14 protein-coding genes are annotated in these 15587 nt (G+C 28.3%); 1 reads left to right on the top strand and 13 read right to left on the bottom strand.

The genetic code is table 4. The features are described from left to right. The first annotated feature begins 10 nt into the window (after positions 1-10). Positions 11-748, top strand: coding sequence for a sugar phosphate isomerase family (locus MBIO_RS02190; RefSeq protein ID WP_013354639.1), 738 nt, complete (start codon positions 11-13; stop codon positions 746-748). A gap of 33 nt (positions 749-781) precedes the next feature. Here the strand turns inward: MBIO_RS02190 and hpt are convergent, their stop codons facing one another. The 13 genes from hpt to argF all read right to left on the bottom strand — a co-directional run bounded on the left by hpt (position 782) and on the right by argF (position 15504). Beyond that, positions 782-1339 carry a hypoxanthine phosphoribosyltransferase gene (gene hpt, locus MBIO_RS02195; RefSeq protein WP_013354640.1) on the bottom strand — a complete coding sequence of 186 codons (558 nt, stop codon included), beginning with the start codon at positions 1337-1339 and terminating at the stop codon, positions 782-784. Continuing rightward, positions 1332-2003 carry a deoxynucleoside kinase gene (locus tag MBIO_RS02200; protein ID WP_013354641.1) on the bottom strand — a complete coding sequence of 224 codons (672 nt, stop codon included), beginning with the start codon at positions 2001-2003 and terminating at the stop codon, positions 1332-1334. The genes hpt and MBIO_RS02200 overlap by 8 nt, the downstream gene beginning before the upstream one ends. Positions 2004-2011: 8 nt before the next feature. Then, positions 2012-2683 carry a deoxynucleoside kinase gene (locus MBIO_RS02205; protein ID WP_041594214.1) on the bottom strand — a complete coding sequence of 224 codons (672 nt, stop codon included), beginning with the start codon at positions 2681-2683 and terminating at the stop codon, positions 2012-2014. A 108-nt stretch (positions 2684-2791) separates the two neighbouring features. Further along, on the bottom strand, positions 2792-3283 hold the full coding sequence (gene greA / locus MBIO_RS02210) for a transcription elongation factor GreA (RefSeq protein WP_013354643.1): 492 nt from the start codon (positions 3281-3283) through the stop codon (positions 2792-2794). Between the two features lie 517 nt (positions 3284-3800). Then, positions 3801-4529, bottom strand: coding sequence for a BC85_0335 family putative methyltransferase (locus MBIO_RS02215; protein WP_013354644.1), 729 nt, complete (start codon positions 4527-4529; stop codon positions 3801-3803). After that, positions 4522-4956 carry a Holliday junction resolvase RuvX gene (gene ruvX, locus MBIO_RS02220; RefSeq protein ID WP_013354645.1) on the bottom strand — a complete coding sequence of 145 codons (435 nt, stop codon included), beginning with the start codon at positions 4954-4956 and terminating at the stop codon, positions 4522-4524. Before ruvX ends, MBIO_RS02215 begins: the two co-directional genes overlap by 8 nt. Then, a complete protein-coding gene (gene alaS / locus MBIO_RS02225; protein WP_013526890.1) occupies positions 4956-7577 on the bottom strand; it encodes an alanine--tRNA ligase in 2622 nt (873 codons plus the stop codon). Before alaS ends, ruvX begins: the two co-directional genes overlap by 1 nt. A 9-nt stretch (positions 7578-7586) precedes the next feature. Further along, the gene (mnmA, locus tag MBIO_RS02230; RefSeq protein ID WP_013354647.1) at positions 7587-8705 is read right to left on the bottom strand and encodes a tRNA 2-thiouridine(34) synthase MnmA; all 1119 of its coding nucleotides are present in this window, start codon (positions 8703-8705) and stop codon (positions 7587-7589) included. A 691-nt stretch (positions 8706-9396) separates the two neighbouring features. Further along, positions 9397-11025 carry an arginine--tRNA ligase gene (gene argS / locus MBIO_RS02235; RefSeq protein WP_013354648.1) on the bottom strand — a complete coding sequence of 543 codons (1629 nt, stop codon included), beginning with the start codon at positions 11023-11025 and terminating at the stop codon, positions 9397-9399. A gap of 223 nt (positions 11026-11248) precedes the next feature. Further along, entirely contained in the window at positions 11249-11632 is a 384-nt protein-coding gene (locus tag MBIO_RS02240; RefSeq protein WP_013354649.1) for a hypothetical protein, read from the bottom strand. 16 nt (positions 11633-11648) lie between these two features. Beyond that, on the bottom strand, positions 11649-13418 hold the full coding sequence (locus tag MBIO_RS02245) for an APC family permease (protein WP_041594215.1): 1770 nt from the start codon (positions 13416-13418) through the stop codon (positions 11649-11651). Positions 13419-13471: 53 nt separating this feature from the next. Next, positions 13472-14404 (bottom strand): carbamate kinase, encoded by a 933-nt coding sequence (arcC, locus tag MBIO_RS02250; RefSeq protein ID WP_013354651.1) that lies wholly within the window; start codon positions 14402-14404, stop codon positions 13472-13474. Between the two features lie 56 nt (positions 14405-14460). Continuing rightward, a complete protein-coding gene (gene argF, locus MBIO_RS02255; protein ID WP_013354652.1) occupies positions 14461-15504 on the bottom strand; it encodes an ornithine carbamoyltransferase in 1044 nt (347 codons plus the stop codon). Positions 15505-15587: the final 83 nt, after the last annotated feature.

Raw genomic sequence — 15587 nt, forward strand, 5'->3', positions numbered from 1 at the left:
AAGGAGTCCTATGGCAATCAAATATTTAAGTATGAATAATTATTCTGATATTTGTGAATATGTTTCACAAGTTATTGAAAATCAGTTGTTTATGAAACCTAATTCAAATATAGCGATTAATGCAACTGATGATTTTAGAGGAATTTATAGTCAAATTGTTAATGATGTTAAAAAAGGAAAATACAGTTTTAATAAAGTTAATTTCTTTTTAACTGAAGAAATTGCAAATGTAACAAAAAATACAATTACTTCTGTTTATAGTTTCTTTGATAAGAATCTTTTAGCGCCAATTAACATGCCAACTAATCAAATTTTCTTTCCTATAACTTTCGCTCCAACAAAAGATCAACAATATGATCCCTTTATTTTCAAAAATAAAGCATTCGACTTGTCTATAGTGTTTTTGGGCAAAAACGGTGAGCTAGGTTATATCGATAAATTTAAGAATTACAACTCAGATTACACATCAAATTTTTGATTAAATAACGATTTATTAAACAACTTTAAAATCATGCAGAGAAATAATCAACTTAATTCACTTGAAATTTATTCAATTGGTTCTGGTGCATTATTTAACTCGAAAAAGATTTTAGTTATTGCTTTAGGACTTGATAAAAGCAACACAATTTTTAAATTAATGAATACTAAAACAGTAAACTCTAAATTTGCAGCTTCAATGTTAATACAACATAATGATGCAACTTTAATTGCTGATGCTCCTTCGGGATTAGCTATTAAGAAAAACTAAATTTGATTTAAAAATGACAGCATTACACTGTCATTATTTTTTTAAATATTTTTTATCAAAAATTCCAATATAAGGGAGGTTTCTCATTTTTTCATCATAATCCAAACCAAAACCAACTAAGAATTCATTTGGCACGATAAAGGCTGATTTATCAGCTTTCAATTCAACTTTACGGTTGTGTGGTTTGTCTAAAAGAGTTATTATTTTAAATGAACGAGGTTTACGAGATAAAAGAATTTGCTTGATTTTATCAAGTGTAATTCCTGAATCAATAATGTCTTCAACAATTAAAACATCTTTATTTCTAATATCTTGAGCCAAGTCCATAATGATTTTAACACTACCGCTACTATTGCCTGCTCCTGCATAACTAGAAGTAGTCATAAAGTCTAAAACATGGTCAACAGTTATATCTTTTATTAGCTGAGCTAAAAATGGGATTGATCCTTTTAAAAGACCAACAATGATTAAATTGTCTGAGTCTTTGTATTGTTGATTAACTCAAGTTGCTAATTCTTTGATTTTAGCTTCAATTTCTTCTTGAGTATATAAAACCTTTTTAATTCGATAGTCAATATTTTGCTTATTCATTATACCTCTTTGATTTTGAGAAGTCATAGCTATCTATTATATTAATAGCTTCTTGTAAAACTTCTTTTTCACTTTTGTTATTACTATTAATGATAACATAAGGTATCTTAAATTTTTCAACTAATCTTATATAAAGCTTTTTATATAAAGAATGAAGTAATTTAAAGTATGTTTCATTTTGAGCATAATTATCAACTTCTGAAGCGCGACCTCGAGCTAATAAACGAGCTTTGAATGCATTAAAATCAATATCAATAAAGATCGCCAAATCCGGATTATCTTCAGGATCAACTATTTTTTCAAACATAGCATCAAAACCTGCTTGATATTTAGGATCTTTATCCATTAAAGTGACAACAGCAAAAACATAGTGTTCGATGTTGAAACGATCTAAAAAGATATGATTGTCTCTAAAATTTAAGTTATTATTTTTAAATTTAGCTACTGTTTTTTTAAATGTGTCTGATAAGCTTTCAATAATATATGATTGAAAACCAATGTGAATATTAGGTTGTTTTTCATACATTCATTTTAAAAATGTATTAAAAACTGGGTCATTTTCTTGAAATTCTTCTAATAAAACTGATTTTTTATAATGTTTATGTAAGCCTTTAGCAAGTGTACTTTTACCACTGCCAATCATGCCACTTATACCAATAATCATTGTAAGTCCTATTTATTGTAACGTTCCATTTTACTGAAATCGTAATTGTTAATAACTTCAACAGCTTTTTCAAAAACTTGTTTTTCAGTTAAATTATCTGTTTCAATAATAACATAGTTTAAATCATATTTTTTAGCTTGTTTAATAAATAATGGTTTATAAAGATCATAAAGTTCTCTAAAGTAATCTTTGTTTTTATTTCAGTTTTCAGTTTCAACTTCTCTACCTCTTTCAAATAATCTTTTCTTGAAAGTGTCAAAAGTCATATCTAGAAAAATTGCTAAATCTGGAGTTTCATCTTTAGTAATAAGATGAGAGAAAAGTGCATCATAACCTTCTAAATATTTTTTACCTTTAGTTCTTAAGTTAACATTAGCAAAAATGTAATGTTCAATACTAAAACGATCTAAAAATATGTGATTATCCTTGTATTTATAGCCTTTTTCGCTAAATTTTTTAAAACAATCTGCTAATTTAGATGTGTGGTTTTCCACTACATAAGATTGAAAACCAATTGTTAAATTAGGTTGTTTTTCATAAAGTCATTTTAAGAATGTATTGAAGACATCATCGTCCTCTTCATATTCTTTTAACATCATTGAATTTTTGTAGTGTTTAACTAAATTTCTTGTTAGTGTGCTTTTACCACTACTAATCATTCCGCTTATACCTATAACCATAATAATTACCTCTTTCTTTATTTGTTTTTAGTCTAAAAAGTTAATAAAAAAACAATACAAAACTGATTCATGTATTAATCATTTAAATGAAATCAATTGAATAGTCAACTATTTGTATTGAATTGATAAGATTTTTATACTGTATTTATTAGGCACATCAACTTCAACTGTTGCGCCTTCATCACCTTCCATGATAGCTTGTGCTACTGGTGATTCATTAGAAATATTACCTTCCATTGGATTAGAATCATGAATACCCATGATTTTAACTGTAATTTCTTTATTTGTTTTTAAGTTAAGATATTTAACTGTTGCTCCGATACCTGCTTTTAGTTTACCTTTTTTGTTTTGGTTTGTTTCAATAACTTCAGCATTTGCTAAAATGCCTTCAAGTTCAACAATTCTTGCTTCAACAATACCTTGACGATCTCTGGCTGCATCATATTCAGCGTTTTCTGAAAGGTCACCTTGTGCTCTAGCTTCTTTTAAAGCTGCTTGAATTTCAGGTCTTTCAACTTTAATTAAGTGTTCATATTCTGCTTGATATTTTTCTAATGTTTCTTTAGCTAATATGATTTTTTCTTGCTTTTTACCTGCCATCTATCCCTCCTTATATGTTTAATAATAGTTATTTTACAATATATTAAGCTTTATTTTATAAAATAAATTTATTTTTTGTCCATTATTTGAGAAAAGCTAAAAAACGATAAATAATCGATAAAAAATCAACTTTTTAGTGATCTAAATTTAATTAAATATTTAAGTGGAATTTTTTCTTCTTTATATAGAAAAAAGATTTTTAATATAGAATATTAATTATGCATAAGAAAGGAATGAATATGAAAGTTGAATACTTAAGTGAAGCAAAAGTCGAAGAATATAAATGACTTAAAAATTTTTCGAGTAAAGTTCTTATTTTTTGAACAAAATAAGATATTTCAGGAATTAAGGGTTTTAACTCCCATTCGAAAAACTTCAAATTACATCATCCAATTTCAAAATGCCTGAAGTATGTTCGCGAATTTTTTTGATTATTGTTGTTGCTTTCATAATGAATAAATTAATTATTTAGTTTAGTTTTTGTTAAAAAAAGAACATTTTCGTTACAAAAAAGTCCTTAGTTTTCATTTTTTATTTCAGTTTTACTTTTTACTATATATAAGAATCCGCTTTTTACATAACTTAATTCATAAACAATTTTATTAAGTTTTAAATGTTTAGTTAAAACTCTATAACCACTTTTTGTATTTGAATTTTGTAATACAACAAGCATCCCTTTTTCACTTAACATTGGATAATATTTGTCAAATAATTCTTGATTTGTTTCAGTTGAATTAATTGAAAAAATCAATTTGAATTTCTTATCTTGAGTTTTTAATTCATTAACATTAATAAATGAAGGTTGATCTTTAAAGTATTTAGGTAATTCTAAAACAGCTTTATTTCATAAACTTACATTCATGTTTTGTTTTTCTAAACAAATTTGAGCTTGTGATTTATTTTTAAATAAAGCTGTTGGATATTCTAACTTACTTCCAACAAGTAAAATCTCTTGAACATCATTTAAATAAATAGTATTAATAAAGTTTTCTAAATCATAATCATCAAGATTACTTTTAAAAAATTCTTTTAATTCTTTAGGGAATTCTCCTAATTCTTCACCTCTGATTTTCAAAATAGCTTCATGAGCTTTTTGAGCTTCTTTGGTATTTATTTCATTACGAATTTTTCTAGTTTTAACTAGTAAAATAATATAAGTTATAAAGGCAATAATCACAAAAACAATAGCAGAAACAATTAAGCCAATTTTTGCACCTTTACTTAAATTGATTACAGCACTAATCATGTAATTCTACACCTCCATAATTTAAAAATTCTTGCAAGATTAAAACAGCTGACAAAGTATCTTTATGAGCTTTTCTTTTTTTAATAGAAAGTTTTGCTTCTTTTAAAATATTAGTAGCAGCTATAGTAGTTCCATATTCATTAACTTGATAAATTTTGTAGTCTTTAAAAATACCTTTTAGTTTATGAGCAAAAGATTCAAAAAGCACTGTTCTTTCACTACTTGTATTATTAGATCTTAAAGGCTTTCCTAATACCAATTTATCTATTTTATATGTTTTTTGGTAAATTTTGATTTGCTCAATAATTGCATTAAAATCATTTTCTTCAAAATGTAATGTTTCAAGTGCACTAGCTATAATCATGCCTTCATCACTAATTGCAAAACCGCAAGTTTTAGTGCCTAAATCTAGAGCTAAAGCTCGCATTAAATAAGTTCCTTAATAATATTTTCAAGATCTTTAGTATAGTCAACTTTACCCATTGAAATAATTGAACTTCCACCACCACGACCATTGGTTTTTGAAGCTATTTGTTGGAATAATTTGTTAGCATCAAGCACTTTAGCGGCCACACATAAAAGAATTTGATTATTACTTTTAGCACCTAAAACAATTATAGCTTCAGGAAATTTTTCTCTAAGCGTTGCAGCAGCAACTTTAACTTGGGAACTATCAAAATCAATGTTTAAATAATAAGGGTATTTTTTGTTTTTAGTTAATTGAACACTATCAAAATCAAAGGTTATATTGCTTTTGTTTTTGATTAATTCTTTGATATCTTCATGAACTTTATCAATTGTTTTTTTAATGTTTGCACATTCAATTTCAACATCTTTATTAGGTGTAAATTTAATTTGATATTTACTATCAAAGCTTTGAGCTTTTTTAACTAAAGCATCTAATTGTTCTTTTAAACTTTGATTTAATTCTGTTAAATATTGTTTAACATATTTATGAGAAGCTACAGCTCTTATTCTAAATACACCAGCAGTTTTTTTCTCAACTTTAGTAATTTTAAAGTCTTCTAAAATTCCGGTTCTATCTAAGTGAGTACCACCGCAAAGGTCTTTTGTAATACCTTTAAAGTCAACAATACGAATGTTATTAGGATCCATGTATTCACTTTCGTCAATAGTCATAATTGCGCCCATTTCTTTGGCTTTTTTAATGTTTGTTACAATATATTCACGTTCAACATTTTGTTTAATTCAACCATGCATTATGTCTTCGATTTTTTTAATTTGTTCATCAGTTGGTTTTTCATCAGCTGGAAAGTCAAATATTAAACGTTCTTCGGTGATATCTGAACCAAGTTGATCAATATGAGGTCCAAGTACTTTAACTAAAGCACGGAATAATAAGTGAGTTGCTGAGTGACCTCGAGCCATACCAATTCTTACTTCTTTATCAACATAACATTCGACAGTATCCTTATTGTTAATTTTGCCTTCAATTTTATGAATATGGTTACCAAATTTGTCTTTAAAAACATCTAAAATTTTGATTTTATTTTTACCTTGTAAAATGAAACCATGGTCATGATTTTGACCACCACTAGTAGCATAAAAAGGTGTTTTATCTAAGATCAAATAACCTTCACCATTTAATGATTTTACCTCTTCCTCATTATTTAAAAGTTTAAGAATTTTTGATTTACTTTCTAAGTCTGTATAACCAATAAATTCACCGATTTTGCCTTTAATTAAGGCTAATGAGTTAATTACTTTATCCATTCCGTTAACTTTTTCACCCCTGCTTAAGTTGGCGTGTCTTTCCTTAGCTTCTTCAAAAGCTTTAAGATCAACTTTAATATTTTTCTTAGCTAAAATTTCAACAGTTAACTCAATTGGAAAGCCATAAGTTTCAAGTAAATTAAAAGCATCTTCACCTGAGAAAATTTTAGTTTTATTATCCATAAATTTTTCAAGTAATAATTTACCTTTTTCAATAGTTTGATGGAAAGCTAATTCTTCTTCTTTAATGGCTACTACAACAGGTTTTTTGTCATATTCATAAGGTAATGAATCTTGTACTACATCTACTAATTTATGTAAAAATAGACCTTTAACTCCTAGTTGCATTCCTTTGTAAATTGAACGTCGAATAAGTCTTCTAATAATGTAACCACGGCCAACATTTGAAACTTTAGCTCCATCAGCTATAGCATTAACCACTGTTCTAATGTGGTCTGCTATAACTTTAAAGTTAGTGTTGATTTCAGTTTGCTTTTTATCTTTTTTAAAGTAGTTATCAATGTCATATTTAACTGTGGCATATTTTTCTATTTCTTTAATTATGTTAATAAAAAGATCGCTGTCATAGTTAGTTGGAGCATCTTGCATAATTGAAGCAATTCTTTCAAGTCCTGCACCAGTATCAATATTTTTTTGTTTTAATTCAGTATAGTTATTTTCACCATCATTATTGAATTGACTAAAAACTATATTTCAAATTTCGATGTAACGGTCATTTTCAATATCTTTTTTAAGCAACTCTAAACCACGTTTGTTATATTTAGGTCCTCTATCATAAAAGATTTCTGTATCGGGTCCACAAGGTCCACTACCAACATCTCAGAAGTTTGTATCTCTAGTTCCTGGAATTAAGTGTGATTCTTCAACTCCTTGTTCCATTCAGTATTTTTTAGTATCCAAATCTTCTGCAAAATAAGTCATGTAAAGTTTTTTAGGGTCTATTTGTAATTCATTAGTTAAGAATTCATAACCAAAAGCGATAGCTTCTTTTTTAAAGTAATCGCCAATTGAAAAGTTACCTAACATTTCGAAAAATGTGTGGTGTCTTGAAGTTACACCAACGTTTTCTATATCATTAGTTCTAATTGCTTTTTGACTGTTAGTTAATCTATTTCTAGGCGGTTTTTTCTTACCTGAAAAATAATCTTTAAGTGTTGCTACACCTGAGTTAATTCAAAGCAAAGAAGGATCATTAACTGGAATTAATGATTTGCTTTCAACACGCAAGTGACCTTTTGATTCAAAATACCTTAGTCACTTTTCTCTAATTTCTTTTGATGTTAATTTTTCCATAGTTATCTCCTAAATGTAATCTTTTTTAATATTGTTTAAGTATATTTCTTCAATTATTGCTCCGCCTAAGCACTTGTCTTGATCATATAAAACAACTTGTTGACCGGGGGTTACTGCTTGAGCTTTTGATGGATAAAATACTTTAATTTTATTATTTTCTAAGAATTCAACTTTAACTTTAAGATCTTTTTGACGATATCTAAATTTAGCACTTAATTTGTTTTTATTAAAGCGATGATGATTTAGACATAAGTTTGAAGCTATTAGCATATTACTTTCTAAATAACTAGGATCACTAGCTGGTGCAGCATAAATAATATTGTTTTTGACATCATGACCGCAAACATAGTGAGCTTCACTTTTGCCGCCTAAATTTAATCCTTTTCTTTGACCGATAGTGTAATAGAAACAACCATCATGAGTTCCTAAAACTTCTTTAGTTTTAATGTCTAATATTTTTCCTTTTTGAGCTGGAATATAGTTTTGTAAGAATTTTGTAAAATGTCTTTCGCCAATAAAACAAATACCTGTTGAATCTTTTTTTGTAGCTGTAGCTAAGTCTAATTTTTTAGCTATTTTTCTTATTTCTTCTTTAGGATAATCAGCAAGAGGCATTAAAACTTTTTCTAGTTGTTGATTAGTTAATTGAGCTAAAAAATATGTTTGATCTTTATTTTGATCTTTCGCCCGATAAAGTTTACCATTCTTAACTTTGGCATAATGACCCATGGCAATATAATCAGCATTGAGTTTTTCAAAAGCATATTTTAAGAAAGCATCAAATTTAATATATTTATTGCATAAAATATCAGGATTAGGTGTTCGACCTTTTTTATATTCTTCAATAAAGTTTTCAAAAACATTATCTCAGTATTCTTTGACAAAATCAACACGATGAAGCTTAATACCTAATTTATTTGCTACTGCTAAAGCATCTTGATAATCTTGTTCTTGAGGGCAAATATCTTGACTAATATTTTCATTGCCTAAAAAATCATTATTAACATATGAATCTCAATTCCGCATAAAAAGACCTTCAACATCATAACCTTGTTGAAGTAATAAATATGCAGCTACTGAAGAGTCTACTCCTCCAGACATTCCTAAAATAACTTTCTTTTTATGCATATTAATCCTTATATTAAATATTAGTTTTAATTATATTATTAATTTTTATATTAATAATCATTTTTTAAGAAATGTCAAATAAAACCACACAAGTGTGTGTCTTATAATTATCCTTCAATTCACCTAGGTGGGTAATTTGTTTAGTTTTTAGCATTTTATTTTATTTCTATAATTTTATTGTGAATTTCATTTTCGATAAAGCTTTTCCGCTATTTTCTATAGTAAATACTTGAGCAAACTCATCATAGCTATCTTTAACATTTTATTTTAAAATATCTTTTAATGAAGCCATTTTTACTCTGTTTCTATTAACATCTTCATCAGTTAATTTTTGTATTAATTTTTTTAAAATAAATCTTTTAAATGTTATTAGAATTTTATATCTAATAAAATTACTAAATAGACTGTTTTATAGTTAAATTGGACAATTTTGAGTATATTTTTCAAATCAATATTAATCAAAAAATAAAACAATCAAAATTAAACATTCAAACAGTTGATATATAAGTTTAAGTTAATTAATATTGCCTATTTTTAATTTAGTTTTTTATTGTCCCTTTCTATTTTTAATCAAAATATAATTATTATTTTTTCTGAATCTATTAAAAAAACATAATTTTTTGACTCTTTAATAGCGAATTAGAATTATAAAAAAGAAGCACTATTGAGTACTTCCTAAAATTATTTTGAATTACATTTTGTGTTTTGAACTAACACCTAAAAGTCTTAATCCGTTTTCTAAAACAATATTAACAGCACGAGCAATAGTTAAAGAATTCATTTCATTCTTGCTTCCAATAATTTTTTCTGTATTTGAGTATCATGAGTTAAATTCTTTGGCAACTCTAATTAAGTATTGTGTTAGTAAGTGTGTTAAGTACTTAGTTGCTGAACTAATGATAACTTCTGGAAATTCAAGCAATGTCGAAACTAATTTTTTATCAAGTTCGTTGTCAATATTTGTTGCTTTAAGTTTTGAAACATCTAATTTAGATTTCTTAAGCAATTGGTATGAACGAGCATTTGCATATTGAATTAAGAAGACAGGGTTGTCATTTGATTTTGAAGTTGCAATGTTAATGTCGAAGTCAAGTTTTGAATTATATGTTCTATCTAAAAGAATGAAACGAGCACTGTCTACTCCAACAAGGTCAACAAAGTCTCTTAATCAAAAACTTGTACCTTTACGTTTTGACATTTTGTATTCTTGACCATCTTTCATAAGTCTTACTAATTGTAAACAAAGAACAATTAATTTGTTTGGGTCGTAACCTAAGTCTTGCATTGCTATTTTCATTCTAGTGATGTAACTTAAGTGGTCAGCGCCTCAAATGTTCATAATAATTGGATCTTTGCCTGAGTTTTTGAATTTTTTGTCATGGTAAGCAATATCTGGTGCAAAGTAAGTAAAATCACCATTGCTTTTAATTACAACACGGTCTTTATCATCACCATATTTTGTTGTTCTAAGTCATGTAGCACCATCTGCTTCAAAATGGTTTTTAAGTTTTTTAATTGTGTCTAAAATTCTTTTACTGTTGTTTGCATATAAAGTTTTTTCACTAAATCAAATATCAAATCCACATTTAAATTTTTTAAGATCAACTTTAATTTGTTTTAAGAAATTAGCCACACCTTCTTTTTTAAATACTTTTAAAGCTTCATCATTTAATTCTTTAAGATCTTTAAATTTATCTCCATGTTTTGTTCTAATTTGTTCAGCATTTCAAACAATGTCTTGACCTCCATAGCAGTCTTCTGGCATAGGGAAATCTGGTTCATAAAATTGTTTATATCTTGCAAATATACTTTGAGCTAAAGTGTTAATTTGGTTACCACCATCATTGATGTAATATTCACGTAAAACATTTAAACCTGCGAAAGTACAAATGTTGTATAGTGCTGATCCAATAGCAGCATTACGTGCATGACCAATGTGCAAGTATCCAGTAGGGTTTGCTGAAACCCATTCGATGTTTAGATTTCCTTTTAATTTACCACGACCAAAGTTTTCATTTTGTTTGATAATTTGGTTCAAACTTTTAATAATTGTTTGATCATCAATGTAAAAGTTTAAAAATCCAGGAGCTGCAATTTCTACACTTTTTAGACCTAATGAAGTTAGTTTAGGCTCTAATTCTTTAACAATTTTTTTGGCAAGTTCCATAGGATTTTTGCCTTTGTTTCCTAATGCAACGTTAGAAGCGAAATCGGCTTTGACTTTAGGTTCAATTAAGAGATCGTCCTTTTCAATCCCTAATTTGTTTAAAATTGGTTTTAATTCTTTAATAATTTTGCTTTTAATAATGTTTTTATCCATAATGTCAATATTATAACAAATTAATAGTTAAAATATATGCCTATTTTAATATTTTATTTTTTTGTAAAAATAAGTATTTTTTAAGGTTGTTTTTGCTAATTAAGCTTTTTTATAGGTTAATTGAAAAAACAAAAAACTTCACACAATAAATAATGGAGATTTTTATATGTGCAAAGTTTTTCTTTTAATTTAATTGAATGAAAAGTTTTTTTGATGTTACTTATTAAAAGTAATCTTTCAATATTGCATCTTTATATGATTCAACTTCATTTCATAAGTCATTTAAAATAGTATTTATTTCTATTATTTTTTTGTCTTTAATTAATTCGCTGTAGTAATTTTCAGATTTCATTTTTTCGCCAAGTTTTTTAGCTTTATCTCTTTTAGCAATAATTGCAGAATCAGTTATTTTTGTAGTTTTTTGATACTCTTCATAAGAGTCATTTATTTTGGCTAAATATGCTTTAATGTTTTCAAATTTAACTTTAGCAGCTTCTAAGTATTTTTCTTCATCAGTTTTACCATCTCCACAAGAGACACAAACAACTGATACAGGTAAAAATGAAGCAACTGCTAAACTTGATATTAATAGTTTTTTCTTAAACATACTTTCTCCTTATAAATTAAGCTTGAACTTCAACTGGTTTTTGTTTAGTTAAAGTAGCTTCTTCTTTTGACAATTCTGCTAATTTTTGTGCTTTGTATTCTTCATAAGTTTCTAAAGAACCATATTTTTTCTTGTTAATTGCATCTTCAATAACTGCAGGAAGGAATGTTAACATTGCAAATATTCCTAATACACATACTAATGCAACTCTAGAAATAATTAAGTTTTTGTACATTTCAGCTCTTGAAGCATCAATAGCTTTTACATATTCTTCAAGTGTTGCATTTCCTAGACTACTGTCTACTGAATAGTCAACATAATCTTTGTTAACGCCTGCAAGTAAGAACATATCAGTAATAGGAGCTAAAATAGTTACAGCTAAACTAAATCCAACTAAGATAACTGAAATTCATGCAAATGGTAAGAAGTATTTTTTCTTATTTTTAATTTCAATTTTGTTTGTTTTTCTATTTTTAATTCCGCCATAAATTGCAACAGCAATAAATCCGAATGTAAATAAAGCTGTTCAGTTAGCCATCAAGTCGCAGAAGGCATATAGTCTTGCCATTGATTGATGCGCATCACTACTATAAATTGTATAATCTGAGTTATCAGCAATATATGCTAAAGCACCAATTGTAGTAAAGATAATAACAACAGGAATTGTGATTACTAGTGAGTATATAATACCAACATATGGTTTGTTAGGATTTAATTTTTTGTGTCATTTTTCTCAGAATGGTAAGTCGCCTGTAGCTAATAAATCTTCTACATAACGAGGAGCTCACATTGAGAAACCATTAATAATACCTAGAACACCAATTGAAATACAAATGTTAATTAAACCAAAAACAATTCGACCAGCTTTTTCATTTTTGAATAAACTACTCATGTATCCATTGAAGCCAAAGAATGATCCACCGTTAAGTGACATTGAAATAGCAACAATTAAGTAAATTAAGGTTGTGATTCCTAAACCAATGAAAATTGCTAAAGGAGTCTTTTTAGGTTCTTTCATTTCACTTTGAATTCCAGCAGCGACATAGAATCCATCATAAGCAAAGAAGATAGCAGCAACAGCAAGGAATACACCAAGACCAGCTCCTAATTTAGGTAAAGCAGTAACACTTTTACCTGATTTAATTGCTTCTGCAAATGTTTGATCTGGAGCAGGCATTGTTCAGTTAACTTCGTTTAAACCACCATTTCCAGTGAATGCTAATACAAATCCCATAATAGTAATAAATACTAATGGTATAAATTTAACACTTAAAACAACAATGTTTTGAACACTACCAACTTTTGATCAAATTGCAGGTACTGTTAAGAAGTAAACAGTCATTAATAAGCTAATTGATAATCAAATAAGTCAGTCAGCATTTGTTCCGAATGTTAAAGCATCTTTATTCATTAATGCCCCAACACCATCTTGAAGTGACATGATTACATACATAGGCATAAATAAGTATGTAAGAGGTAAATAGATATAGGTCATAAAGTCTTTTGAAGCGCGGAAAATCCGTTTGCTGTTAAAGACTTTACATCAGCTCATAAGTGACAAGTTGTCATTTTTAACTGATGAAATTTCAATCAATGATAAAGCCATTGCAATAACCGCAAATGATGCAATTATTCAACAGAAAATGGCTAGAATCAAACTACTGTGCGAGCTTTTTAAAACAGCACCTGATTTAAAGAAGATACCAGCACCAATTGATCCACCTATAACGATCAACATAGCAGCTATAAAGGAAATCTTCTTTTCTTTTGTTTGTTTTTCTTCCATTATTAAATTTCCTTTTTAGTTTTTTAATAAAGTTTTATTTTTTATTTATTGAATTATCCTTTGATAATTCTTGTACCACTTTTGCCTTCGATAGCTTGTGATACTTTGTTTAAGTCAGCAATAACAGCTACATTTTTTGGATTTTCGTTAACAAAAGCAATAGCAGCTTTAACTTTAGGAAGCATACTTCCTGGAGCAAATTGTTCTTCTTTGATGTATTGTTCAAGTTCAGAAACAGTTACTTCTTTTAAAGCTTTTTGGTTTGGTTTACCAAAGTTAACACAAACATGTTCTACTGCTGTAAGAATCACAAATAAGTTTGCTTCAACTTTTGTAGCCAATTTACTTAAAGCGAAATCTTTGTCGATAACGCCATCAACACCTTTATATTGTCCTTTTTCGTCGATAGTAGGTATGCCACCACCACCACCAACTATAACAACATTATCAGCGTCAAATGTTTTTCTAATTGTTTTCATTCCAATAAAGTCAAGAGGAAGTGGTGAAGGAACAACTTTTCTAAAACCACGACCAGCATCTTCTTTAATGGTTGAATTAGGATTAGCCAATTCAGCTTCTTCTAAAGTTTTATAGAAAGGACCAACTGGCTTTGTAGGGTTTTTAAATGCTTTATCTTTAGCATCAACTATTGTTTGAGTCAAAAAGTATAAAACATCTTTTTCAATTTTTTTCTTTCTCAATTCATTGGTTATCGCTGTGAGCATGTGATAACCAATGTAGCCTTGAGACATACCACCTGCTTCTGCAAAAGGTACTAATGGAGTTTTTTCATTAACTTTTTTTGCATCAGCAAAGGCATTGAAGATCATTCCAACTTGAGGACCATTACCATGACCAACAAGCACTTGGTGACCTTCTTTAACTAAATCTGCTATTTTTTTAGCAGGTAATTTAACTAATTCTTTTTGTTCTTCAGGATTGTTTCCTAAAGCGTTTCCACCTAAAGCTATAACAATTTTTGACATAATTTAAATCTTTTAAATTTTAGTAATTGTACTGTTTTATAAGACTATTGGGAGAATTAGTAACCAATAGTTGCTAAAACAACAGCTTTAATTGTGTGTAAACGGTTTTCAGCTTGATCAATTGATCTGTTGCATTTTGATTGGAATACTTCATCAGTAACTTCCATAGCTCCAGTTGCAACTACTGGGTATTTTTTACCAAATTTTTCTTTGATTTCAGCTGAGAATAATGTGTGGTCATCGTGGAAAGCTGGTAAGCAGTGTAAGAAGATAACGTCTTCTTTTGCAGCTTTAATCATTTTCATATCAACTTGGAATGCTCCTAATTCTTTGATACGAGGTTCAAATAATGAGAAGTCTTCTCCTAATGATACTCAAACATCTGTATAGATTGCATCTGCATCTTTAGCAGCTTTGATTTTGTCGTCTTCAAATGTAATTGATCCACCATTACGTTTGAATAATTCTAGACATTTTTCGTAAACTTCTTTGTAACCTTTTCCAGTTTTTACAATTTTTGCTTGTTCTTTAGGTCCGCATAGAACACAGTTCATTCCTGTAAAAGCAGCACCAATCATTATTGAACGAGCAACATTATTTTTGATGTCTCCAGCAAAGACAATTTTTTTGCCTTTAAGATCACCTTTGAATTCCTTAATTGTCATATAGTCTGCCAACATTTGTGTTGGGTGTTCGGCGTCTGTAAGTCCATTTCAAACTGGAACTCCAGAATATTTAACTAACGCATCAACATCAGATTGTTTGAATCCTCTGAATTCGATACCATCATAAAATCTTCCTAAAACTTGTGCAGTGTCTTCGATAGATTCTTTTTTACCAAAGTTAGAACCTGCAGGTCCGATATATGTGCAAGATGCTCCTAAGTCAGCTGCTGCCACTTCAAAGGCGCAACGTGTTCTAGTAGAGTCTTTTTGGAACATGATAGCAATGTTTTTTCCAACAAGTGGACGATTGTTAGCATGTAACCCTTGTCTTTTTGATCTTTTTAAATCAATAGCAAGGTCAATAAGTGCATTAATTTGATCTGTAGTGAAATTTAGAGCTGAGTCTAAACTCCTACCTTTTAAGTTTAATGGCATATTTTCTCCTTAAATTAATTAATAAATTTATTTTTTTGCTAAATTGGCACTACGGCGCAAATTGAGCTGATAAAATTTTATCA

The sequence above is a fragment of the Mycoplasmopsis fermentans PG18 genome, assembly GCF_000209735.1.
In the GTDB taxonomy this organism is placed as follows: domain Bacteria; phylum Bacillota_I; class Bacilli_A; order Mycoplasmatales; family Metamycoplasmataceae; genus Mycoplasmopsis; species Mycoplasmopsis fermentans.